At 71.2% G+C, this 22,158-nt stretch carries 23 protein-coding genes and 1 pseudogene; 12 read left to right on the top strand and 12 right to left on the bottom strand.

Annotated elements, in window-relative coordinates; translation table 11 throughout:
• Positions 1 to 40 precede the first annotated feature (40 nt).
• From ACF1FZ_RS24595 to ACF1FZ_RS24575, 5 genes and pseudogenes are all read right to left on the bottom strand, one after another.
• A complete protein-coding gene (locus tag ACF1FZ_RS24595; RefSeq protein WP_391775555.1) occupies positions 41 to 220 on the bottom strand; it encodes a hypothetical protein in 180 nt (59 codons plus the stop codon).
• A gap of 39 nt (positions 221 to 259) precedes the next feature.
• A pseudogene (locus ACF1FZ_RS24590) lies at positions 260 to 1,023 on the bottom strand (HAD family hydrolase).
• A gap of 19 nt (positions 1,024 to 1,042) precedes the next feature.
• Entirely contained in the window at positions 1,043 to 1,729 is a 687-nt protein-coding gene (locus ACF1FZ_RS24585; protein ID WP_391775554.1) for a phosphatase PAP2 family protein, read from the bottom strand.
• Positions 1,730 to 1,763: 34 nt separating this feature from the next.
• Positions 1,764 to 2,699 carry a M56 family metallopeptidase gene (locus ACF1FZ_RS24580; protein ID WP_391775553.1) on the bottom strand — a complete coding sequence of 312 codons (936 nt, stop codon included), beginning with the start codon at positions 2,697 to 2,699 and terminating at the stop codon, positions 1,764 to 1,766.
• An 87-nt stretch (positions 2,700 to 2,786) separates the two neighbouring features.
• On the bottom strand, positions 2,787 to 3,383 hold the full coding sequence (locus tag ACF1FZ_RS24575; protein WP_391775552.1) for a DUF5134 domain-containing protein: 597 nt from the start codon (positions 3,381 to 3,383) through the stop codon (positions 2,787 to 2,789).
• 179 nt (positions 3,384 to 3,562) lie between these two features.
• Here ACF1FZ_RS24575 and ACF1FZ_RS24570 point away from each other — a divergent pair, with 179 nt between their 5' ends.
• Positions 3,563 to 4,111: a GNAT family N-acetyltransferase gene (locus ACF1FZ_RS24570; protein ID WP_391775551.1), complete on the top strand. Its 549-nt coding sequence runs from the start codon at positions 3,563 to 3,565 to the stop codon at positions 4,109 to 4,111.
• A 101-nt stretch (positions 4,112 to 4,212) separates the two neighbouring features.
• On the opposite strand, the gene ACF1FZ_RS24565 is transcribed toward ACF1FZ_RS24570, so the two are convergent.
• The gene (locus tag ACF1FZ_RS24565) at positions 4,213 to 4,863 is read right to left on the bottom strand and encodes a glycerophosphodiester phosphodiesterase (RefSeq protein ID WP_391775637.1); all 651 of its coding nucleotides are present in this window, start codon (positions 4,861 to 4,863) and stop codon (positions 4,213 to 4,215) included.
• 280 nt (positions 4,864 to 5,143) lie between these two features.
• On the opposite strand from ACF1FZ_RS24565, the gene ACF1FZ_RS24560 reads away from it, so the two are divergent.
• The 3 genes from ACF1FZ_RS24560 to ACF1FZ_RS24550 are packed head-to-tail and all read left to right on the top strand — an operon-like array spanning position 5,144 to position 8,393.
• The gene (locus tag ACF1FZ_RS24560; RefSeq protein WP_391775550.1) at positions 5,144 to 6,541 is read left to right on the top strand and encodes a DUF6421 family protein; all 1,398 of its coding nucleotides are present in this window, start codon (positions 5,144 to 5,146) and stop codon (positions 6,539 to 6,541) included.
• 26 nt (positions 6,542 to 6,567) lie between these two features.
• Positions 6,568 to 7,332 (top strand): SDR family NAD(P)-dependent oxidoreductase, encoded by a 765-nt coding sequence (locus ACF1FZ_RS24555; protein WP_391775549.1) that lies wholly within the window; start codon positions 6,568 to 6,570, stop codon positions 7,330 to 7,332.
• A complete protein-coding gene (locus ACF1FZ_RS24550; protein WP_391775548.1) occupies positions 7,311 to 8,393 on the top strand; it encodes a threonine aldolase family protein in 1,083 nt (360 codons plus the stop codon). The genes ACF1FZ_RS24555 and ACF1FZ_RS24550 overlap by 22 nt, the downstream gene beginning before the upstream one ends.
• A gap of 292 nt (positions 8,394 to 8,685) precedes the next feature.
• Here the strand turns inward: ACF1FZ_RS24550 and ACF1FZ_RS24545 are convergent, their stop codons facing one another.
• On the bottom strand, positions 8,686 to 9,408 hold the full coding sequence (locus tag ACF1FZ_RS24545; protein WP_391775547.1) for a lysophospholipid acyltransferase family protein: 723 nt from the start codon (positions 9,406 to 9,408) through the stop codon (positions 8,686 to 8,688).
• Positions 9,409 to 9,627: 219 nt separating this feature from the next.
• On the opposite strand from ACF1FZ_RS24545, the gene ACF1FZ_RS24540 reads away from it, so the two are divergent.
• The 5 genes from ACF1FZ_RS24540 (at position 9,628) to ACF1FZ_RS24520 (ending at position 14,131) form a co-directional block, all read left to right on the top strand.
• Positions 9,628 to 9,954 carry a TlpA family protein disulfide reductase gene (locus tag ACF1FZ_RS24540; protein WP_391775546.1) on the top strand — a complete coding sequence of 109 codons (327 nt, stop codon included), beginning with the start codon at positions 9,628 to 9,630 and terminating at the stop codon, positions 9,952 to 9,954.
• A gap of 194 nt (positions 9,955 to 10,148) precedes the next feature.
• Positions 10,149 to 10,655, top strand: a complete 507-nt coding sequence (locus tag ACF1FZ_RS24535) for a flavin reductase family protein (protein WP_391775545.1) — start codon at positions 10,149 to 10,151, stop codon at positions 10,653 to 10,655.
• Between the two features lie 201 nt (positions 10,656 to 10,856).
• A complete protein-coding gene (locus ACF1FZ_RS24530; protein WP_391775544.1) occupies positions 10,857 to 11,642 on the top strand; it encodes an electron transfer flavoprotein subunit beta/FixA family protein in 786 nt (261 codons plus the stop codon).
• Between the two features lie 57 nt (positions 11,643 to 11,699).
• Positions 11,700 to 12,662: an electron transfer flavoprotein subunit alpha/FixB family protein gene (locus ACF1FZ_RS24525; RefSeq protein ID WP_391775543.1), complete on the top strand. Its 963-nt coding sequence runs from the start codon at positions 11,700 to 11,702 to the stop codon at positions 12,660 to 12,662.
• Between the two features lie 170 nt (positions 12,663 to 12,832).
• On the top strand, positions 12,833 to 14,131 hold the full coding sequence (locus tag ACF1FZ_RS24520; RefSeq protein ID WP_391775542.1) for a DUF6986 family protein: 1,299 nt from the start codon (positions 12,833 to 12,835) through the stop codon (positions 14,129 to 14,131).
• A gap of 3 nt (positions 14,132 to 14,134) precedes the next feature.
• Here the strand turns inward: ACF1FZ_RS24520 and ACF1FZ_RS24515 are convergent, their stop codons facing one another.
• Positions 14,135 to 15,163 carry a LacI family DNA-binding transcriptional regulator gene (locus tag ACF1FZ_RS24515; RefSeq protein WP_391775541.1) on the bottom strand — a complete coding sequence of 343 codons (1,029 nt, stop codon included), beginning with the start codon at positions 15,161 to 15,163 and terminating at the stop codon, positions 14,135 to 14,137.
• A gap of 183 nt (positions 15,164 to 15,346) precedes the next feature.
• Between ACF1FZ_RS24515 and ACF1FZ_RS24510 the strand changes: the two genes are divergently transcribed.
• Positions 15,347 to 16,315 (top strand): ROK family protein, encoded by a 969-nt coding sequence (locus ACF1FZ_RS24510; protein WP_391775540.1) that lies wholly within the window; start codon positions 15,347 to 15,349, stop codon positions 16,313 to 16,315.
• A 19-nt stretch (positions 16,316 to 16,334) separates the two neighbouring features.
• On the opposite strand, the gene ACF1FZ_RS24505 is transcribed toward ACF1FZ_RS24510, so the two are convergent.
• Positions 16,335 to 16,511, bottom strand: coding sequence for a hypothetical protein (locus tag ACF1FZ_RS24505; protein ID WP_391775539.1), 177 nt, complete (start codon positions 16,509 to 16,511; stop codon positions 16,335 to 16,337).
• A gap of 195 nt (positions 16,512 to 16,706) precedes the next feature.
• Here ACF1FZ_RS24505 and ACF1FZ_RS24500 point away from each other — a divergent pair, with 195 nt between their 5' ends.
• Positions 16,707 to 17,750, top strand: a complete 1,044-nt coding sequence (locus ACF1FZ_RS24500) for an NUDIX domain-containing protein (RefSeq protein ID WP_391775538.1) — start codon at positions 16,707 to 16,709, stop codon at positions 17,748 to 17,750.
• A gap of 18 nt (positions 17,751 to 17,768) precedes the next feature.
• Here ACF1FZ_RS24500 and ACF1FZ_RS24495 read toward each other — a convergent pair whose 3' ends face one another.
• Together ACF1FZ_RS24495 and ACF1FZ_RS24490 are read right to left on the bottom strand one after the other, a co-directional pair.
• On the bottom strand, positions 17,769 to 18,449 hold the full coding sequence (locus ACF1FZ_RS24495) for an MBL fold metallo-hydrolase (RefSeq protein ID WP_391775537.1): 681 nt from the start codon (positions 18,447 to 18,449) through the stop codon (positions 17,769 to 17,771).
• Positions 18,450 to 18,816: 367 nt separating this feature from the next.
• Positions 18,817 to 20,181, bottom strand: coding sequence for a dipeptidase (locus ACF1FZ_RS24490; RefSeq protein WP_391775536.1), 1,365 nt, complete (start codon positions 20,179 to 20,181; stop codon positions 18,817 to 18,819).
• A 194-nt stretch (positions 20,182 to 20,375) separates the two neighbouring features.
• On the opposite strand from ACF1FZ_RS24490, the gene ACF1FZ_RS24485 reads away from it, so the two are divergent.
• The gene (locus tag ACF1FZ_RS24485; protein WP_391775535.1) at positions 20,376 to 21,641 is read left to right on the top strand and encodes a geranylgeranyl reductase family protein; all 1,266 of its coding nucleotides are present in this window, start codon (positions 20,376 to 20,378) and stop codon (positions 21,639 to 21,641) included.
• Here the strand turns inward: ACF1FZ_RS24485 and ACF1FZ_RS24480 are convergent.
• Complete coding sequence (locus tag ACF1FZ_RS24480) at positions 21,625 to 22,080, bottom strand: nitroreductase/quinone reductase family protein (RefSeq protein WP_391775534.1); 456 nt, start codon at positions 22,078 to 22,080, stop codon at positions 21,625 to 21,627. The genes ACF1FZ_RS24485 and ACF1FZ_RS24480 overlap by 17 nt on opposite strands.
• Positions 22,081 to 22,158 lie beyond the last annotated feature (78 nt).

The raw sequence follows: 22,158 nt of genomic DNA, 5'->3' as shown, positions 1-22,158 counted from the left end.
GATCGCCGGAATCAGGCGCGGGAGCGCGCTGTCCGGTCGCTCAGACGGCCGGCCGTACGCTCGTACCCGCCGCCGCGGCCCACTCCACGAGCAGGCGCTGGTACTCGGTCTCGTCGTCCGGGGACAGCAGCCCTCCGGAACGCTGCCACAGGGTGCGGATCTCTTCGTTGACCACTGAGGCGGGGCGCACGGCGACGGACGGGTTCGGATACGGGGACATGTCCACCAAGCTAAACCCCCGACAGGCCCTCGGACCCCCTCAGGGGCAGGGATATCCCTCACACCGCCCCCTGGAATCCTTCACGAACGGGGTGTCTCCGTCCCTTCCCGGCGAGTGCCGGGAGCCCGAGTGCCCGCAGTCCTCGGGCCGCTCCGCCACGGGCAGGTGCTCCACGAAACGCACCTCACAGCCCAGGGAGGCCGCGCCTGCGTCCGCGTGACGGTCGTCACCGGCCATGACCACGTCCGCCGGGATCACACCCCAGCAGTGTGCACGCTGTGGGGAAGAGCCGGGGCCGGGCTTCCGGATGCCGTGTTCGAAGGACGGGACGTACGCGTCGACCAGCCCGTCCAGGCCGTGCGCGTGGAAGACGGGACGCGGGTCCCAGCCGATGTCGCTCACGCCACCGACCGCGATGCCGTGGTGGCGCAGCCCGCGCAGCACCTCCGCCGCGTCGGGCTACGGCCGCCGGGCGGCAGGGCCCATGTGGCGGTCGTACAGCGCGTCGTACAGGTCCGGGTCCGGGAGGGCCGCTTCGCGGGCCAGGGCGGTGTACGCCTCCCTGTGCTGGCGCGCGCTGCGGTCGCGCTCGGCCCACACCGTGGTCGGAGGCGGAGCGATCCGCTCGGGGACGGGCCCCCGGGCAGGGCTCCGGCCGCCAGCCGACGCGTGCAGTGCTCGAAGCCGGCCTGCTCCATGGTCGTGCCCCGCGTGTCGACGAGCCACGCATGGACGGACTCCACCCGGAAGAGAGTCCCGGAGAAGTCGGAAAGTACGCCCTTGATCTGCGTGCGACCGGTCATCGCCGCCTCCGGCGGACACCTACAAGAGCGTGTCCTCCTCTCCGGCCGGTTGCCGGGTGCGACGGGTGTACCCGGTGTATCCGGCCACGGAGAGCGCGACCACGGTCCCTCCCAGCAGTGTTCCGCCCACCACGTCGCTCAGCCAGTGCACCCCCAGGTAGACGCGTGTGAGGGCGACTCCGGCCACCGAGATCACGGCGAGCACCAGGGAGCCCCACCACAGGGGCGGCTGAGAGCCGTGCAGGCGCAGCAGCCACAGGAGGAGCCCGCAGGTCACCGCCGCAGTCATGACGTGGCCCGAGGGAAAGGCCGCGTAGTGCGCCGAGTCCACCGGGTCGGGCCACCGCGGGCGTTCCCGGCCCACCGCCGCCTTGAGCCCCTGCTGTACGAGCGTGGCGAACAGACTGGTCGCGGCGACCCACCCCGCGAGGAGCCGGGAACCGCGCCACCACAGACTGATCACGACGACGGCGGTCAGGACACGCATCGTCCAGGGATCCCACACCCAGTCCGTCAGGATCCGGTTGACCTGGACCAGCCCTGGTTCGGTCACCGCTCTGCTGTGCAGCGCGCGGGCCACTGTCGTGTCCAGCGCCGTCAAAGGCGACCAGGACACCGCGACGAGCACGATCAGGACGAGGGACAGCGAGGCGCAGGCGAGTCCGGTGATCAGGAAGGGGGCCCGGAGGCGCGGAGGGGAGTGCATGGGGACGATCCTCGTGCACGACCGGCACACGAAGCTATCCCAGTGCGCTGAGTCCCGGGACGAAGGCCACCAGCAGGGGCACCACGGGCACCAGGGCCGCAGCGGCGGTCAGCCGCAGCCGACGGCCCGCGGTGAGCCGTTCCACGGGGGCGAGCAACCGGTTCACCCTGAACGGCACATGAGCGCCGGAAGCCGGCGCCGGGCCGAACACGCCGCGGTCCTCGTTGAGTTCGACCAGGGCGAGCGCGATCGTGAGGCGGCCGAAACGCCGTGACGCCACGTCGTCCGCGGCCAGTTCCACGAGGTGGTGCATCTGGTCACGGAAGGCGGCGAACACCGGCACCTGCGGGAATCCGGTGGCGAGCGCTTCCGAGCAGTACAGGAGCCAGTCGTGGCGTGCCTGCGCGTGACCCTGCTCGTGGGCCAGCACGGCATCGAGCTGGCGCCCCTTCAGCCGGCCGAGTGCCGCGGTGGTGATGACCAGTTGAGGAGCCGCCCCCGGCAGCCACCAGGCATCGGGCCGTTCGCCCTCCAGCACCACGAGGCGCCCGCTGCCGGCTTCCTCGCCCGGCATCAGCGGGGAACGGACCAGCAGTTCGGTGCGCCGCCGCCTGCGGCGCACCCGGGCCCGGTGGATCTCCCGTACCAGCATGGCGGCGGTCCACACCCCGCCGAGCGCCAGCAGCACCGCGATGACCGCCGACCACGGCCCGTACGCGCCCAGGGCGTACGCCTCGACGACGGCGTTCGGGGCGGGTGCGAAGACATGGCCGCGGACCGCCTGCCAGGCGGCGGCCGCACTGAAGGTCATGGAGAGCCCGAACGACAACAGGACGCCCGCGACCACGCACTGCCACACCCACAGGGCCACGACGGGCTCCCGCTCCGGCCATCGTGCCCTCGCCATCAGGCCCGGAGCCACGACGGCGGCCAGTGCGCCGAGGAGCAGCAACGCGAGGGAGACCAACATGGACGTCAGCCTATGAGTGCCGCGCCGCCCGCGGGTATGGCCGCGTGCGTCAAGTGACGTACGACACCGTGTGCGGGGCCCGCTGTCTCACAGGGTGAGCAGCATGGCGAACATGGCTGTGCCCATGGCCAGCCTGCACGCCAGGGCGAGCTCCGGCCGGGCACCCCATGCCGGACCCGTCATGCCGCCGGGGCCGCCGGCCGGTACGCCGACGGGAGCGGGGGCCGGTATCAGCCGTCCCGCCGAGCGCAGGACATAGAGCGCGTAGTACACCAGCAGCGCCCCGGTCAGCACTGGGATGCCGCCTGCGGTCCCGGCCGCCCCCGCTCCGTGGCTCGCGTGGCCGCCGCCCGGGGCGTGGGCCGCCCCCGGCGCCATGGCCACGGCCATGTAGACCATGGCCAGCGAACCGACCAGATGATGCAGATGATGGCCCCCGCCCCTGGCGTACACGGCCGCGTGCAGCGAGGCGGCGCCGAACACCACGGTGTGGACCACCCATGTCCACTCCGGGAGCGGAGCCGCGGGCACCGCCATCGCGGCCATCCCGAACCCCATCAGCGCCTCGGCCCGCGCCGATCCGCGTTCCCGTCGTGTGCCGTTACGGGTCCGCAGCAGGCAGTACGCCCCCGTGGCCCCGCACAGCACCATGAGCAGCCAGCCGGGCAGCGCCGGTCCGTGCACAGTGCACCTCCCCCCACGGCGAATCACGCCGGTTCCGTCCCATCGATGCCCCGTCCCCGGCACTCCTACCGGGGCGCATTGGGGTACTGGGGGAGCGCGCCCGGGCCTGCGGGGGGCCGGCCGGGCCCGGGTTAGTCTCGGGAGCGCACAGGCGGCAGCACACCTCGGAGAAGAGCCTCATGGACATCGCACCGGCCACGGCACGGACAGAACTGACCTTCCGCGACGCGACCGAGGACGATGTGCCGGTCCTGGTGCGGCTCGTCGAGTCCGCCTACCGGGGCGACGCGAGCCGGGCCGGGTGGACCACCGAGGCGGACATCCTCCAGGGCCGCCGCACGGACGCCGACGGGGTGCGCGAAGTGCTCGCGGTCCCCGCGGGCCGGATCCTGGTGGCCGAGCGCGACGGTGAACCGGTTGCCTGTTGCCAGCTCGAACACCGTGGGGAGGCCGCGTACTTCGGTATGTTCGCGGTCAGGCCGGAGCTGCAGGGCGCCGGCCTCGGCAAGGTGATCATCGCCGAGGCGGAGCGCGTGGCCCGCGAGAGCTGGGGCGTGCACGAGATGCACATGACGGTGATCTCGGTCCGGACCGAGCTGACCGCCTGGTACGAGCGCCGGGGTTACCGCCGCACAGGAGAGCTGACACCCTTCCCGTACGGCGACGAGCGCTTCGGCATTCCGCAGCGCGACGACCTCGTGTTCGAGCTGCTGGTCAAGGAGCTGTAGGGCCTACGGAGCCGTGGCGCGCGCCGGAGCCCCCGGGCGCCCGTGGCGGTGGTCCGAGACCTCCGGGCACCCGTGGCGGCGGGCCGGGGCCGTGGGGCGCCTCAGACGGTGAAGCGGCCCGCGCGCCGGATCTCCGGGTGGTCGGTCGTCGCGCCGTCCAGGCCGAGGGCGCGGACGAGACGCAGGTGGTCCGGGGTGTTGACCACCCAGCCGATCACCTTCAGGCCCTCCGCGTGTGCCTGCTCGACCACCTCCAGGGTGAGGCGGCGGATGTTCAGGGCGAGTGTCCCCGCGCCCACCGCCTTCGCCCGGTCCACCACATCGCCTTCCCAGCGGCTGGCGATGAGCACCGTCCGCACGCCCGGGACCAGCTGCGCGATCTCGGCGACCGCCGCGTCATGGAACGAGGACACCTCGACGCGGCCGGCCAGATCGCGTCGCAGCATCACCTCGGCCAGTGCCCGTGCGGCCGTCACGTCCTTGATCTCGGCCTGGAGGGGCGAGCTGATCGCGTCGAGCACCTCCTCGAAGACGGGCACCCGTTCACCCTGGCCGGCGTCGAGCTCGCGCAGCTCCGGGAGCGTCTTCTCGGCGATCAGCCCCTGCCCGTCCGTCGTGCGGTCCACGGCGGCGTCGTGCATCACGGCGAGCGCGCCGTCCTTGCTCAGGTGGAGGTCCAGCTCCACGGCGTCCATGCCGGCCTGCTCCGCGCGCTTGAACGAGCGCAGCGTGTTCTCCGGTTCGACGCCCATGACCCCGCGATGACCGATGGTGAGAAAAGTCAAGACACTCCCGCTTCCGTCCCTCGTGCTGACCCCGCGTGCGGTTCCTACCCCCAGGGAACCAGTTCTCGCGTGCAGGACGGCCTCTGCTCCTTCAGTCCGGCGGAAGAAGCCGTCGCGCGGATGTGTGGCAGGAAAAATAGCGGTGAAGATGAGGTGTGACAGGATATTTTTCTGCCCTCCACTTGTCCGAACGGACCGAGCCTGGATACGGTTGCCTGACGCGAGGTTCTCCCGTGAAGGAAGTGCTATGACGGAAATTCTTGAGCATGCCACCGCAGCCGGTGCGATAGCTGCTGCCCAGCGGGTCGTGGAGCACCCGGCCTGGCCCGCGCTCAAGGGTGCCGTGGAAGAGCTCCGCCCCTGGCAGGCCAAGGACGGCTCCATCGACTTCACGGCTGACGGGGCCCCTTCCGCGGAAACGGCCGGCGCCCTCGTCGAGCGCGTGATCGCCGCGGTCGAGCAGCTCTCTCCGCTGCTCCCGCACGACGACGCCTACCACCGCGCGCTCGTCACCGACCTGCGCCGCTGGGCCGCCGACGGCTTCGGCGTCCCGGACTTCCTGGACTCCCTGCTCGCCTTCCAGCCCGCCAAGGACCGCGCGGACGGCCTCCAGCACCTGGTCGTGTTCGCGATGTACACGCAGAACGGCAACCCGGACCGCAATCTCGAAGCCGTCGTACTGCGGATGGTCTGGCCCGAGTGGCTCGCCGACCTCGAAGCCACGCGTTACGACAACCCGCTCTTCTGCGGCATCACCTTCGAGGACTTCACCTCGGGTTACGACACCAACTCCGCCGTGCTCTTCCCCGAGACCATCGCCGTGCGCGAGGCGCCGGAACGCTTCAGCTGGGGCGGCATCTTCTGTGACCGCGAGGCCGCCCGCTTCCGCCGCGTGACCGAGGCCTCGGTGGATCTGCTGGGCCTCGAGCTGCCCGACGACATCCGGGAGATGCTCGGTGACCAGAAGCGCTGTGAGCAGGCGTTCGTGCTCTGGGACATGGTCCACGACCGCACCCACAGCCACGGTGACCTGCCGTTCGACCCCTTCATGATCAAGCAGCGCCAGCCGTTCTGGATGTACGGGCTCGAGGAACTGCGCTGCGACCTCACCGCCTTCAGGGAGGCCGTGAAGCTGGAGGCCGACGGCTTCGGCCAGGGTCGTGACGTCCAGTTCGCCGTGCTCTTCGACCGGATGTTCCGCTTCCCCGTCACGGGCGAGCGCGTGCGCAACTACGACGGCCTCGGCGGCCAGCTGCTCTTCGCCTACCTCCACAAGCACGACGTGGTCCGCTGGACCGACAACACGCTCAAGATCGACTGGGTCCGCGCCCCGGAGGTCACCAACCAGCTCTGCGGAGAGATCGAGAAGCTCTACCGCGACGGCATCGACCGCCCCAAGCTCGTTCACTGGTTCGCGGCGTACGACCTGGTCGCGACCTATCTCGCGCCCCACCCGGGGTCCCGCTGGGCCAAGGGCCCGGACGCCCTGGACCTGACCCAGCCGCCCCGCAAACTCGTCGACGACGTGCTTCCGGACGAGTTTCCCCTGAGCATGTTCTATGAGGCGCTCTCGAAGAAGCTGAAGCATGTGATCGCCTCCACCAAGGGGATCACCGCGGCGGACGCCGGGCGGGCAGCTGCGTGAGCGCGGGTTCTGAGGAGGCGGTGGCGATGAACGGAACAGACAGGGGTGACAGCGGCGTGCTCGAGGGTGCTGTGATCGCGGTGGCCGGAGCGGCGGGGCCTGCGGGCCGCGCCACCCTGCTCAGGCTCGCCGAGGCGGGTGCGACCGTGGTCGCCGCCGACGCCAGTCCCGAGCGGCTCGTGGAGGCCGTCGACGCCGCACGCTACGCCCACGGCGGAGCGACGGTCACCGGCGACACGGTCGATCTCCTCGACCTGGCAGCCGCGCGGGAATGGGCCGACAAGACGGAGAAGGAGTTCGGCCGCGTCGACGGCCTGGTCCACCTGGTCGGGGGCTGGCGCGGCGGTTCCGGCTTCGCGGACACCAGCCTCACCGACTGGGAGCACCTCGAGAAGCTGCTGATCCGCACCGTCCAGTCCACCTCGCTCGCCTTCCACGAGGCCATCCAGCGCAGCGACCGGGGCCGGTACGTGCTGATCAGCGCGGCCGGTGCCAGCAACCCCACCGCGGGCAACGCGGCCTACGCCGCTTCCAAGGCGGCGGCCGAGGCCTGGACGCTCGCCATGGCCGACGCCTTCCGCAAGGCGGGGGGCGACGAGGGCCCGACGTCGGCAGCTGCGATCCTGGTGGTCAAGGCACTGGTGCACGACGCGATGCGCGCCGAGCGCCCGAATGCGAAGTTCGCGGGCTTCACGGACGTCACGGAGCTGGCCGAGGCCATCGCCGGAGTCTGGGACAAGCCCGCCGGAGAAGTGAACGGAAAGCGTCTGTGGCTGACCCCGCAACCGTAAGGACCGATGCGCGACGTCATCACGATCCGCAGGTACGCGGTTTCGCCAGTGACAACTACGCCGGCGCGCACCCCGAGGTTCTCGCCGCGCTCGCTCTCGCCAACGGCGGCCATCAGGTCGCCTACGGAGAGGACGATTACACCGGCCACCTCCAGCGGATCATGCACAGCCACTTCGGCCCGACCGCCGAGGCCTTCCCGGTCTTCAACGGCACCGGAGCCAACGTCGTCGCCCTCCAGGCCCTGACGGACCGCTGGGGCGCGGTGATCTGCGCCGAGTCCGCGCACATCAATGTGGACGAGGGCGGGGCCCCGGAGCGGGTGGGCGGACTGAAGCTGCTCACCGTCCCGACCCCGGACGGCAAGCTCACGCCGGAGCTCATCGACCGCGAGGCGTACGGCTGGGAGGACGAGCACCGGGCCATGCCGCAGGTCGTCTCGATCACCCAGAACACCGAGCTCGGCACCGTCTACACACCCGACGAGATCCGTGCCGTCTGCGACCACGCCCACGAGCGGGGTATGAAGGTCCACCTCGACGGAGCTCGGATAGCCAACGCCGCCGCGTCGCTGGACGTACCCATGCGTTCGTTCACCAACACGGTCGGCGTCGATGTCCTCTCCTTCGGCGGCACCAAGAACGGCGCGCTCTTCGGCGAGGCAGTCGTCGTCCTGGACCCGGACTCCGTCCGGGCCATGAAGCATCTGCGCAAGCTGTCGATGCAGCTCGCGTCCAAGATGCGCTTCGTCTCGGTCCAGCTGGAGGCGCTGCTCGCCCGGGACCTCTGGCTGCGCAACGCACGGCACGCCAACGAGATGGCCCAACGGCTCGCCGAGGGGGTCCGGGCGGTGGACGGCGTGGAGATCCTCTACCCGGTCCAGGCCAACGCCGTCTTCGCCCGGCTGCCGCACGAGGTGTCCGAGCGGCTGCAGAAGCGGTTCCGGTTCTACTTCTGGGACGAGAAGGCCGGCGACGTCCGCTGGATGTGTGCCTTCGACACCCGCGAGGACGATGTGGACGCCTTCCTGCTGGCGCTCAAGGAGGAGATGGGCAGGCAGTAGGCGTACGGAGGTGCGGTCGGCCGGACTCGGCCGACCGCACCGGCGTGCTCCGCGGGGCAGGATCTCTCCGCCTGTCCCGACGCCGAAACCGGTGATGCACACGCATGCGCTTCTGCCGCCTTCGCGGCCGTACGTGACGTGATCCCGCATTCGGAGGACGGGCTGTGAGTGACCAGGACACGGCGAAGCCCGGGGCGCAGCCGCCGAGCCCGCCGGAGCGCTCGGAACCATGAGTCCCGGAGCACGGATCACTCCGCGTGGCCCGGCCCGGGATCCCTCCGCCTGCGACGGATCAGCCGAACTCGCGCACCTCGGCGGGCGTCGGAGCCGTACCGCCGAGGTGCGCCGGCACCCACCAGGTGTCGGCCGCGTCCTTGGGGCGCACGGGATAAGCCCGTTGCGCGGCTTCGAGGAGCTCCTGGACGCGCTCGCGCAGCCGACGGGTGAGGGCGCCCGCGTACTGGTCGGCGGGAGCCTCCATGGCCTCGCCGACCCGGATCGTGATCGGTGTGTGGCTGCGCTTGAAATTGCGCGGACGCCCCTTGGTCCACAGGCGCTGGGTGCCCCACAGTGCCATCGGGACCAGCGGTACGCCGGCTTCCTGGGCCAGCCGTGCCGCACCCGACTTGAAGCTCTTGAGCGTGAACGACTGCGAGATGGTCGCCTCGGGGAACACGCCGACGATCTCACCCGAGCGCAGCGACGCGAGCGCGTGGGCGTAGGCGTCCTCGCCCTGGTCGCGGTCGACGGGAATGTGTTTCATGCCGCGCATCAGGGGGCCGGACACCTTGTGGCGGAACACCGAGTCCTTCGCCATGAAGCGGACGAGCCGTTTCTGCGGCAGGGCACCGAGTCCGGTGAAGATGAAGTCCAGATAGCTGATGTGGTTGCTGACCAGAACCGCGCCACCGGTTTTCGGGATGTGTTCCGAACCCTGGGTGTCGATCTTCAGGTCGAGCGCCTTGAACAGCGTGCGAGCGGCGCCGATGACCGGCCGATAGACGAGCTCTGCCATCTGGTTGAAGACCCTTCTTCGGTGCCTGGGGAGGGTTCTCCCGGCGGAAGTTACGCAGCCGTAGGTTTTCGGCATTGGGGCGATCGTGCCCCATGCGCGACGCCGTGGCCAGCCCCAAAGGGCCCGAGGCGAGAGATTCTCGTCACGTGAATCATCCGGGAATGTAATGCGGTCGCAGGGTGCTGGCCTTTTGTGCGGACTCCGAGAGGGAGGCAGTGGATGGACCCGGACACGGCTGTCGTCACCATGGACGCAGCCCGACTAGGCGCGGAACTGGGGGACCGGGCCACCCTGGTGCAGTTCTCGAGCGCGTTCTGCCAGCCGTGCCGCGCCACCAGGCGCATCCTCACGGAGGTGGCCGGGATGGTCGAGGGCGTCGTCCACGTCGAGATCGACGCCGAGGCGCATCTCACGCTCGTGCGCAGCCTCGGGATCAGCCGGACCCCCACGGTCCTGGTGCTCGACGCGAAGGGCCGCATCGTCCGCCGCGCGGTGGGCCGGCCGCGTACGGCGGATGTCGTGGCCGCACTGGGGCAGGCGATGTGACGGACCGTGACGCATCTCCCACATGACGGGACCCGCTTGACTGTGTACACCACGGATCGTCACCCTGACGGCATGCCGCCGGTACCCCTTCTCTTCGTCCGGGTCCACGTGGACCTCGTGCGCCATGCGAGCGCGCGCTGTCCGGATGCCTGAAGAAGTACGGCCCGTACGCCTCCCCGCAGAAGGATCTCTCCATGACGGCCTCACCCGGTCTCGGCACTCCCGTGACGGCTGCCCCCGAACTGCTCCGCTCCGTCTTCCGGCAGCACGCCGCCGGGGTGGCCGTGATCACCGCCGCCGGCGCGCGTCCCGTCGGTTTCACCGCGACCTCGCTCAACTCCGTGGCGGCCGAGCCGCCGCTCATCTCCTTCGGGGTGGGCGTCTCGTCCTCCAGCTGGCCGGTGATCGCGGAGGCCGGGTACGTGGGCGTGCACATACTCGGCGAGGGCCAGCAGGAGCTCGCCGCGACGTTCGCGCGCAGCGGCGCCGACCGGTTCGGTCCGTCCACCGACTGGCGCCGGGGCCCGGAGGGGGTGCCGCTGCTCGGCGGGGTGGTGGCCTGGCTGGTCTGCCGGGTGGCGGCCCGGATCCCGGCGGGGGACCACCACATCGTGATCGCCGAGGCCGTGGCCGGGGACCCCTCGGGAGGGGGTCGGCCACTGGTCTACCACCAGGGCCGGTTCACGGCTCTGCGAGACTGAGGACGAGCAGGGCGACGGCGGGGCGGTCTCCGTTGGCTAGGTCACAGTTCCAAGCGCTTGCTTATGGGTAACGTACTGGGTGTACTGGCGAGTAATATTTCACCGGGAGCCGGGTCGCCCCGACCGGAAACCGCCCGATAAGGCGCCTATGCTGCGTGCAACAAGGCAGCCCAGAAATGACGATGCAGTAGGAGAGCCGGCGTGAGCTTGAGGATCGTTGTCTGTGTGAAGTACGTGCCCGACGCCACCGGCGACCGGCACTTCGCCGATGACCTGACCCTGGACCGTGACGACGTCGACGGTCTGCTGTCGGAGCTCGACGAGTACGCGGTCGAGCAGGCGCTGCAGATCGCCGACGAAGCGGACGACGCGGAGATCACCGTGCTCACGGTGGGACCCGAGGACGCCAAGGACGCGCTGCGCAAGGCGCTGTCGATGGGCGCCGACAAGGCCGTCCACGTCGAGGACGACGACCTCCACGGCACCGACGTCATCGGCACCTCCCTGGTCCTGGCCAAGGCCGTCGAGAAGACCGGCTACGACCTGGTGATCTGCGGTATGGCGTCGACGGACGGCACCATGGGTGTGCTGCCGGCGCTGCTCGCGGAGCGCCTCGGCGTCCCGCAGGTCACACTGCTCTCCGAGGTCTCGGTCGAGGACGGCACGGTCAAGGGCCGCCGCGACGGCGACTCCGCGAGCGAGCAGCTCGAGGCGTCCCTGCCGGCCGTGGTCTCCGTGACCGACCAGTCGGGCGAGGCCCGTTACCCGTCGTTCAAGGGCATCATGGCGGCCAAGAAGAAGCCGGTTCAGTCCTGGGACCTCGAGGACCTGGAGATCGAGGCGGACGAGGTCGGCCTGGGCGGCTCCTGGACCGCGGTCGACTCCGCGGCCGAGCGCCCCGCCCGTACGGCGGGCACGATCGTCAAGGACGAGGGTGAGGGCGGCAAGCAGCTGGCCGAGTTCCTCGCGGGCCAGAAGTTCATCTGAGCCCCGGCCGTTCCTTCCACCGCCCCGCCTCTTTCGCACGCAGGAGATTGAAGTCCCATGGCTGAAGTTCTCGTCTATGTCGACCACGTGGACGGTGCCGTCCGCAAGCCCACGCTGGAGCTGCTGACGCTCGCCCGCCGCATCGGCGAGCCGGTCGCCGTCGCGCTGGGCAACGGGGCGGCCGACACCGCCGCCGCGCTCGCCGAGCACGGTGCGGTCAAGGTGCTGACCGCCGACGCCCCGGAGTTCGCCGACTACCTCGTCGTGCCCAAGGTCGACGCGCTCCAGGCCGCGTACGACGCGGTGTCCCCGGCCGCGGTGCTGCTGCCCTCCTCGGCCGAGGCCAAGGAGATCGCGGCCCGTCTCGCGCTCCGTATCGGTTCCGGCATCATCACCGACGCCGTCGACCTGGAGGCCGGTGACCAGGGTCCGGTCGCCACGCAGTCCGCGTTCGCCGCCTCGTACACCACCAAGTCCCGTGTCTCCAAGGGCACTGCGGTCATCACGGTCAAGCCGAACTCGGCCGCCGTCGAGGCCGCCCCGGCCGCGGGTGCCGTCGAGGCCCTCACGGTCTCCTTCTCCGCGACGGCCACCGGCACCAAGGTCCTCTCGCGCACCCCGCGTGAGTCGACCGGGCGTCCGGAGCTGACCGAGGCCGCGATCGTCGTCTCCGGCGGCCGCGGAGTCAACGGCGCGGAGAACTTCGGGATCATCGAGGCGCTCGCCGACTCCCTCGGCGCGGCCGTCGGCGCCTCCCGCGCCGCCGTCGACGCCGGCTGGTACCCGCACACCAACCAGGTCGGTCAGACCGGCAAGTCGGTCTCCCCGCAGCTGTACATCGCCTCCGGCATCTCCGGCGCGATCCAGCACCGGGCTGGCATGCAGACCTCGAAGACCATCGTCGCGGTCAACAAGGACGCCGAAGCGCCGATCTTCGACCTCGTCGACTACGGCGTCGTCGGTGACCTCTTCGACGTCGTCCCGCAGCTCACCGACGAGGTCAAGTCCCGCAAGGGCTGACCCGGCAGGAGCTGTTCGCGTACCAGGGCCCGGGGCCGCGTGGTGTTCTCACCGCGTGGCCCCGGGCTGTTTTCGACCACCGTTGACGCAGCGACCGGGAGGCTTATAACTTCACTATGCGGATGAAACATTCCGAGAAGCGGAATAATTAAGCGCTGGAGGATATGGTCATGGGTCAGCAGGAGAAGGTGGCGACGAGCCTCGCCGGCACGGTCGGTGAGGAGATCAGCGCCTCCCTCACGCCGGTGGACGCCGAACTCGCCCGCCGATACCCGGGGGACCCCGGCACGCGCCAGCCCGTCCACACCGTCTACGTGCCCGCCGACAGTTTCACCCCCGACACCCTCCGCACCTGGGGCGACCAGGCGCTGGCGGCGCTCGACGAGCACGCCCCCGACGCCGCCGCGCTCGCCACGGCCCTCGGGATCCCGCAGGGACTCGCGGAGCCCGTCCACGACCGTGTGCGGGCCAAGCTGGAGCGGGAGCCGGTCGAGGACCTGCGCATCGACTTCGAGGACGGCTACGGGCCCCGTCCCGACGCCGAGGAGGACGAGGCTGCCGCCCGCGCGGCGCGCCTGATCGCCGAGGCGTACGGCGACGGCACCGCCGCCCCGTACATGGGCATCCGGATGAAGTGCATGGAAGCGGCCGTCCGCGACCGGGGCATCCGCACCACGGACATCTTCCTCACCGGCCTGATGCGGGCCGGAGGTCTGCCCGAAGGGCTCGTCCTGACGCTGCCCAAGGTGACGTACCCCGAGCAGGTCACCGCCTTCGTGCGGCTCCTCGAGGCGTTCGAGGAGACCCACGGCCTGCCCTCCGGGCGCCTCGGGTTCGAGATCCAGATCGAGACCAGTCAGTCCATCCTCGCGGCGGACGGCACCGCCGCCGTGGCCCGCATGATCGACGCCGCCCGGGGCCGGGCGACCGGCCTGCACTACGGGACCTTCGACTACAGCGCCTGCGTCGGCGTCAGTCCCGCCCACCAGGCCAGTGACCACCCCGCTGCCGACCACGCCAAGGCCGTCATGCAGGTCGCCGCCGCAGGCACGGGGGTGCGGGTCTGCGACGGCTCGACGAACGTCCTGCCCGTCGGGTCCACCCAGCAGGTCCACGACGCCTGGCGCCTGCACTACGGCCTCACCCGCCGCGCTCTGGCCCGCGCCTACTACCAGGGCTGGGACATGCACCCGGGCCATCTGCCCACCCGCTACGCGGCCGTGTACGCCTTCTACCGCGAGGGCCTCGGCCAGGCCGCGTCCCGGCTCGCCGCCTACGCGGCCAGGGCCGGTGGAGACGTCATGGACGAGCCCGCCACGGCGAAGGCGCTCAGTGGCTATCTGCTCCGGGGCATCGACTGCGGGGCCCTGGACACCGCTGAGGTCGCCGGCCTCACCGGCCTGACCCGCGCGGACCTGGACGCCTTCGCCTCACCCCGCCGCGGCGGGCTGACCGTGACGGCGCCGTAGGCGTCACGCGGGAGGGAGCTCCCCCGAGCCGCGTGGGATGAGCCGGGTCGGGAGCTCCACCCTGGCGGGGGCGTGAGCGGCGCCGTCCAAGCGGCGGAACAGATGTTCCGCCGCGGTACGCCCGACCGCCGCGGCATCCTGCGAGATCACCGTGATGCCGAGCAGGTCGGCCAGTTCGATGTCGTCGAAGCCGACCAGGGCGACGCGGCGGTCGCACTCGGCGAGGACGCGGACAGCGGTGACCGTCACCCGGTTGTTGCCCGCGAAGAGGGCGGTCACCGGCTCGGGGCCGGTGAGCATGGCCTCGACGGCGGCCCGCACCCGGGCCGGATCGGTCGGGCCGAGGGAGACCCAGCTGTCCTCGGCCTCGATCCCGGCGTCGGCCAGGGCCGCGTGGTACCCGCGGACTCGTTCCGTGGCGGTGTGGATGCGCGGCTGGTCCCCGATGAAGCCGATCCTGCGGTGACCGTGCGCGACGAGGTGGGCGACGCCTGCGCGGGCTCCGCCGAAGCTGTCCGACAGGACCATGTCCGCCTCCACCCGGCCCGCCGGGCGGTCGACGAACACGGTGGCGATGCCCGCCCTCATCTCCGGCTCCAGATAGCGGTGGTCGTCGCCCGCCGGGATCACGATGAGGCCGTCCACCCGGCGGGCGCACAGCGCGAGGACGAGCTCCTGTTCACGCTCCGGGTCCTCGGCGCTGGAGCCGTTGATCAGCAGCGCGCCGTGGGCGCGGGCCACTTCCTCCACGGCGCGGCTCAGCGGGCCGTAGAAGGGGTCCGCCAGGTCCTCCAGCACCAGACCGATGGACGCGGTGCGGCCCTTGCGGAGGACGCGTGCACTGTCGTTCCGGCGGAAGCCGAGTGCCTCGATGGCCTCATGGACGCGACGCTCGGTGTCGGGGGTGACCCCGGCCTCGCTGTTCACCACGCGTGAGACCGTCTTGAGCCCCACTCCGGCACGGGCTGCCACATCCTTCATGGTCGGCCTGTTGCCGTAGCGGGACTCGGAAGGGCGGGCGGTCTCGGCCACGGTGCGCTGTCCTGACGTCGGGAACGTGTGATTCCGGCCTCCGCCGGTGGCGCCGGGGAGAGGCCGGATGCTGTGGCGTCGAGCATAGGCCCTGGACAACGTTGTCAAGAGAATGGAAACTGGGTGGGCCATCCGACTGAAGCCGCAGGTCCTGCGCCACACCCCTCCGGAGAGTCCACACCGATGCATACCGACCTCGTCACCGCGCTCGACATCGGCGGTACCAAGATCGCCGGAGCGTTGGTGGACGGCGGCGGCTCTCTTCTCGTACGGACGCAGCGTCCGACACCGGCTCACGACGGAGCCGAGGCCGTGATGGGCGCGGTGAATGACGTCCTGGCGGAGCTGATGGCCTCTCCGCTGTGGCACCGGGCGCGAGCGGTCGGCATCGGCAGCGCAGGGCCCGTGGACGCCTCGGCCGGCACGGTCAGCCCCGTCAACGTCCCGGGCTGGCGCGGGTTTCCGCTGGTTGACCGGGTGGCCGTGGCGACCGGCGGGCTGCCGGTCACACTCGTCGGTGACGGAGTCGCGATGACGGCGGCCGAGCACTGGCTGGGTGCCGCCCGCGGTTATGACAACGCGCTGTGCCTGGTCGTCTCGACCGGTGTCGGCGGCGGCCTCGTACTGGGCGGAAAGCTGCACCCCGGGCCCTCGGGCAACGCCGGTCACATCGGTCACATCAGTGTCGACCTGGACGGGGACCCGTGCCCCTGCGGAGCACGCGGCTGCGTGGAACGCCTCGCCAGCGGGCCGAACATCGCCCGGCGGGCCCTGGAGAACGGCTGGTGCCCCGACCCGGACGGTGATGCGACAGCCGCCGCGGTGGCCGCCGCTGCGCGGGCAGGGGACCCGGTCGCGGCCGCCTCCTTCGAACGGGCCGCCCAGGCACTCGCCGCCGGAATCGCCGCCACCGCCACGCTGACCGACATCGAGATCGCTGTGATCGGAGGGGGAGTGGCCGGGGCGGGTGAGGTGCTCTTCGCCCCGCTGCGCAGGTCGCTGCGCGACTACGCCACGCTCTCCTTCGTCCAGGGCCTCACCGTGACCTCCGCGGTCATGGGCGCCGACGCGGGCCTGGTCGGTGCGGCGGCCGCAGCCTCGAGGGCCCGCGCCGGCGTCCCGAACGGCGTGCGGGCCGTAGCCGCTCCGTAGGCGACCCCGGTCCTGCTGTTCAGCGGCCCTGGTCCGCCGGCTGCTGGGGCGCGACCACCAGGTAGGTGTCCTGCTCCAGGTCCATCACGACCTCGGCGGCCACTCCCTCGCGGCGCCGCGCCGCCGCGAATTCCTCCGCGGGCCGGCTGCCCCGTGGGCCTCCCGCGGGAAACCGTTCCAGTACCGTGCGGTGCACCGCGCACCCCCTCGTCGTCCCCGTGGCTGTCTGCTCCAACGACGTCCGGCCGCCGCTCGTCACGGTGGTGCGACCGTCCGGGCTCGTACAGTGGAACGCCCCGGCGGCCGCGCCGGCGCAACCGCCTCACCCCGCAGGGTTTCCGGAGCGGGGTGTTGCGGGCAAGCCACAGGGGGCTACGGAAGAGGGGGACCCGTGATCGTCTGGATCAACGGTGCGTTCAGTGCGGGCAAGACCAGCGCCGCGTGCGAACTGATCGATCTGATCCCGAACAGCACCTTCTACGACCCCGAACTCACCGGCGGGGCGCTGCGCCGGCTGCTGCCCCAGAAGAAGCTCGCCGAAGTGACCGACTTCCAGGACCTGCCGATATGGCGGCGCCTGGTGGTCGATACGGCAGCCGCTCTTCTCGCGGAACTCCCCGGGGTGCTGGTGGTGCCGATGACACTGCTGAGACAGGACTACCGTGACGAGATCTTCGGAGGGCTCGCCTCCCGGCGCATACCCGTGTGCCATGTACTGCTCTCACCTGAGGAAACGATCCTGCGTAAACGGATCGCGGAACGGGAGGAGTTCGCCGACGACCCCGAGCACAGCGAGCGGATCAGGCAGTGGGCCTACGACCACATCGAGCCCTACCGGGCGGCGCTCGGGTGGATCACCGCGGACGCCCACACGATCGACACCAGTGCCCTCACCCCGTACGAGACGGCCGAGCGGATCGCCGAAGCACTGCGCACCGGTGCGGCCGGGGAGTGCGGGATAGTCCAGACCCCCGAGCCGCGCGGGGAGACCGTGGCGTCAGGGGTGCTGCTCTTCGACGAGCAGGACCGGGTGCTGCTCGTGGACCCCACCTACAAGCCAGGCTGGGAGTTCCCCGGCGGTGTGGTGGAGCCCGGAGAGGCCCCGGCACAGGCAGGGATCCGGGAGGTCGCCGAGGAGCTCGGGCTTCGCCTGGACAGGGAGCCGGACCTCCTGGTGGTCGACTGGGAGGCGCCTGAGCCGCCCGCGTACGGAGGCCTGCGCTTCCTGTTCGACGGCGGCCGGCTGCGGGGTGAGGAGGCCGCTCGACTGCTCCTGCCGGGTTCGGAACTGCGCGGCTGGCGGTTCGTCACCGAGGAGGAGGCGGCCGGCATGCTCCCGCCGACCCGCTTCGAGCGGCTCCGCTGGGCGCTGCGCGCCCGCGAGCGCTCCGTCGTGCTGAATCTGGAGGCCGGGGTCCCCGTGGGCGCCCGATGACCCCCTGCGGGCCGCCGGTCACCGCGCGGCGGCCCGCAGAGCAGCCGCCGCGCCCTCGGTGAGGGGATCACCGTGACCGAAGCAGGCGACCGCGGGACCGAGAGCGGCCAGCCGGCGGAACGACGCTCCGGCCTGGGCGTGGTCGGTGTTGAACACTCCCAGCATCACCCTGCCCACCCCGGCCACGGCGTCCCCGGTGAACAGCACGTCATGGCGGGGCAGGTGGAGGCCGATGGACCCGGGGGTGTGACCGGGGGAGTGCACCACCAGGGCGCCGCCGCCGAAAGGCAGCTCGTCGCCGTCCGTCAGCTCCCGGTCGACCCGGGTGGGCGGAGCCTCGGGAACCGTCAGCGCATGCTCGTAGAGGGGCAGTTCCCAGTCGTGCAGGACGGGTTCGGGCACGGGCTCCTCACCCCGGACGACCGGTGCGTCCAGCCGGTGCGCCAGGATCTCGGCGCCGTACCTGTCCGCGAGTTCCTGCGCGGCACCGTAGTGGTCGCGGTGGCCGTGGGTGAGAACGATCCGCCGGACCCCGGCCGGGTCGTGACCGAGCCGGCGGATGCCTTCCTCGACGGCGCCGGCCGCGTGCCGGTCGCCCGCGTCGACCAGGGTCAGGTCCGCTCCGTCACACCAGAGGTAGGCCTGGCCGATGGGGAAACGGAACATGTGCAGTTGCGGAAGCACCTCGACACAATCCATACGGCCAACGTACGGACGGCGGTGCGCCGGTGCCCGGGGTTCTGCTCCGGGCGACTTCGCTCAGCGCGTACGCCGGGGTCAGCCGCGCGGTCACCGGGGGAAGGACGGGCGGTGCGGGGCAGGTGGTCTCTCCTCATGCCGTCATGCCGATCCGCGGGCAGGGAAAGCCGGTGAGACGAGTCCTGTGCGACAGACCGCGACGTGACCTGCGGGCTCCGGATCCTCCGCGTCCGGCCCGTCTCCGCCCGCAGGGACCGGCCGGACGCAGGCCGTACCCGCGCCCCCGGCCTCTCGCGCGCCGCCGGGACAGGCTCCTGCGCCGGCTGGCGGACACCGGCAGGGCGACCGCATCGACCCGTGCGGTCACTCAGCCCTTCCTGGCCTCCGCGTAGTTCCGCAGGAACAGGGCCTCGGCGACCGAGAGCCGCTCGAGCTCCTCGGGGGACACGCTCTCGTTCACCGCGTGGATCCGGGCCTCGGGCTCGCTCAGCCCGATGAGCAGGATCTCCGCCTGCGGATAAAGCGCGGCCAGGGTGTTGCAGAGCGGGATGGAGCCGCCCATGCCGGAGGACTGCATCTCCTCACCCGGGTAGGCGAGCCGCATGGCCTCGGCCATCGACGTGTACGCGGGGCTGGTGATGTCGGCGCGGAACGGCTGTCCCTGGCCCACCTGTTCCACGGTCACCCGCGCGCCCCAGGGAGCGTGCGTCTCCAGGTGGGCGGTGAGCAGCTTCGTCGCCTCGGCCGCGTCCTGGCCCGGCGGCACCCGCAGACTGATCTGCGCCCGGGCGCTCGCCTGCAGCGACGGGGTGGCGCCGACCACCGGCGGGCAGTCGATGCCGATGACGGTGACCGCGGGCCGCGCCCAGATGCGGTCGGCGACCGTGCCCGTGCCGATGAGCCCCACGCCGTCGAGCACCTTGGCGTCCTCACGGAACTCGCTCTCCGGGTACTGCAGTCCGTCCCACTCCGCGTCGGCCGTGAGCCCGTCGACCGTCGTCGTACCGTCCTCGGCCCGCAGGGATGCCAGGAGCTGGATCATCGCGGCCAGCGCGTCCGGGGCCGCGCCGCCGAACTGCCCTGAGTGCAGGTTCCCCTCGAGGGTGTCCAGCTGCACCCGCAGCATGGTCATACCCCGCAGCGTGGCGGTGACGGTGGGCAGCCCGACACGGAAGTTGCCGGTGTCACCGATGACGATCGTGTCGGCGGCCAGCAGCTCCGGATGAGCCTCGGCGTACTGTTCGAGGCCGCCCGTGCCCTGCTCCTCCGAGCCTTCCGCGATGACCTTGACGGAGACCGGGACGCCGCCGTTCGCCTTGAGGGCGCGCAGCGCGAGCAGGTGCATGATGAATCCGCCCTTGCAGTCCGCGGCGCCCCGGCCGAACCAGCGGCCGTCGCGCTCGGTCAGCTCGAACGGCGGTGAGAGCCAGGCGGACTCGTCCAGCGGCGGCTGCACGTCGTAGTGCGCGTAGAGCAGCACCGTGGGGGCACCGGCCGGCCCGGGCAGGTAGCCGTACACCGACTGGGTTCCGTCGGGGGTGTCGAGCAGGGCGACGTCCTGGAAGTCCTCGGCGCGCAGTGCGTCGGCGACCCAGTCGGCCGCGGCCTCGCACTCGCTCCTGGGGAACTGCGCGGGGTCCGCCACCGACCGGAAGGCCACCAGCTCGGCGAGCTCCGCCTTCGCGCGGGGCATCAGCGAGGCGACGGTCTCGGAAATCGGACGGGCGGTCATGGGCACGCTCCTCGTGGGTGCGACGTTAGGACTAGGGCGCGGTGTGTACGCGGCCGGAGGCGACGCCGTGGATGCGACGTTGCGTGTACGACGAATTCATGGCTGATCCTCCCACAGCGGAGTTCGGCCGCGACGCGCCGTAGGATGCCGTGAGCAGTCGGGGCCACTGGCCGGATCGGGAGCAGAAGCACATCGTGAGCAGCGAGAACGCAGACGCCGGACGTGAGCCGGATGAGTCGTCGTCGGTACCGCAGGATTCCCCGGTATGGGACGTCGTCGTGGTCGGCGCGGGACCGGCCGGAGCTTCCGCGGCGTACGCGGCAGCTGTCGCAGGCCGTCGGGTGCTGTTGCTGGAGAAGGCGGAGATCCCCCGCTACAAGACGTGCGGCGGCGGAATCATCGGGTTCTCGCGGGATTCCCTCCCCCCTGGATTCGAACTGCCCCTGAAGGACCGGATCCACGCGGTCACCTTCTCGCTCAACGGGAAGCTGTCGCGCACCCGCAGGTCCAAGCGCATGCTCTTCGGTCTGATCAACCGGCCGGAATTCGACGCCGGTCTGGTGGAGGAGGCCCAGAAGGCGGGCGCCGAGCTGCGCACGGGCGTGGCGGTGACGCGGGTGGAGCAGCACGGTACCGCTGTGCCCGACCGGCGCACGGTCGCCGTGGTGACGGCGGGCGGAGAGACGGTGCTGGCCCGGGCCGTCGTCGGTGCGGACGGGAGCGCCGGCCGCATAGGAGCTCATGTCGGTGTGAAGCTCGATCAGGTGGACCTCGGGCTCGAGGCCGAGATCCCCGTGCCGGAGACGGTCGCCGAGGACTGGGCGGGCCGGGTGCTCATCGACTGGGGCCCGATGCCCGGGAGTTACGGCTGGGTGTTCCCCAAGGGGGACACGCTGACCGTCGGTGTGATCTCGGCGCGCGGCGACGGGGCGGGGACCAAGCGGTATCTGGAGGACTTCGTCGGCCGTCTGGGCCTCGCCGGATTCGAGCCCACGATCTCATCCGGTCATCTGACGCGGTGCCGCAGCGACGACTCGCCGCTCTCCCGTGGGCGGGTGGTGGTCTGCGGCGACGCGGCTGGACTGCTGGAACCCTGGACCAGGGAGGGCATCTCCTTCGCTCTGCGGTCCGGGCGGCTCGCGGGTGAATGGGCGGTGCGGATCGCGGAGTCGCACGACGCGGTGGACGCCCGGCGCCAGGCGCTCAACTACGCTTTCGCGATCAAGGCGGGGCTGGGCGTGGAGATGAGCGTCGGGCGCCGCATGCTCAGGCTCTTCGAGCGGCGCCCCGGGCTCCTGCACGCGGTCCTGACGGGCTTCCGCCCGGCCTGGAACGCCTTCGCGGGCGTCACCCGGGGAACGACGTCGCTGGCCGAGCTGGTCCGTTCACACCCGCTGGCACAGCGGGCACTGCACGTGATGGACCGCCAGGGAGCGGACCGGGTCAGCTCTCGACCGTGATCCGGAAGACCGGGTGGTCGGGGCACGCGGCGAGGAGCTCGGCGTCGGTCGACTTCACGGTGACGCCCTGGAAGTACTGGTTGACCTCCCAGCCCCAGCGTTTCAGGTAGGCGCGGACGATCCGTACCTTCTGTTCGTCCTCCGCGATCTCCACGGCGGTGAACGTGCGGACCTTCCGGCCCACCTTCAGCTCTCCGCCCCCGGCCACGCGCATGTTGCGCACCCACTGGGAGTGGCCGCGGGCGGAGACCAGGTACTGGGCGCCGCCGTGGTGGTGGGGGTTCACGGGGATGCGCTGCATCCGGCCGCTCGTGCGGCCGCGCACCGACATCTCGGCGGAGCCGAGGAGGCTGACGCCATGGCGTGCGAGCCAGCCGACGACGCTGTTCATCCGCTGCGCGAAGGCGGTGGCCTGGAGGTAGTAGGGCTGCTGCGACACGGTGACTCCTGCCATGGGGAGAGCGGTGCTCTCGTTTGGGATCAGTGTGTACGCGTGGGGTACCCAAAAGCAAGAGCA

The organism is Streptomyces sp. NPDC014623 (assembly GCF_043088245.1).
Taxonomy (GTDB): Bacteria; Actinomycetota; Actinomycetes; order Streptomycetales; family Streptomycetaceae; genus Streptomyces.
Note: the sequence above shows the minus strand (reverse complement) of the source record. Positions and strands in the feature narration are given on the sequence as shown.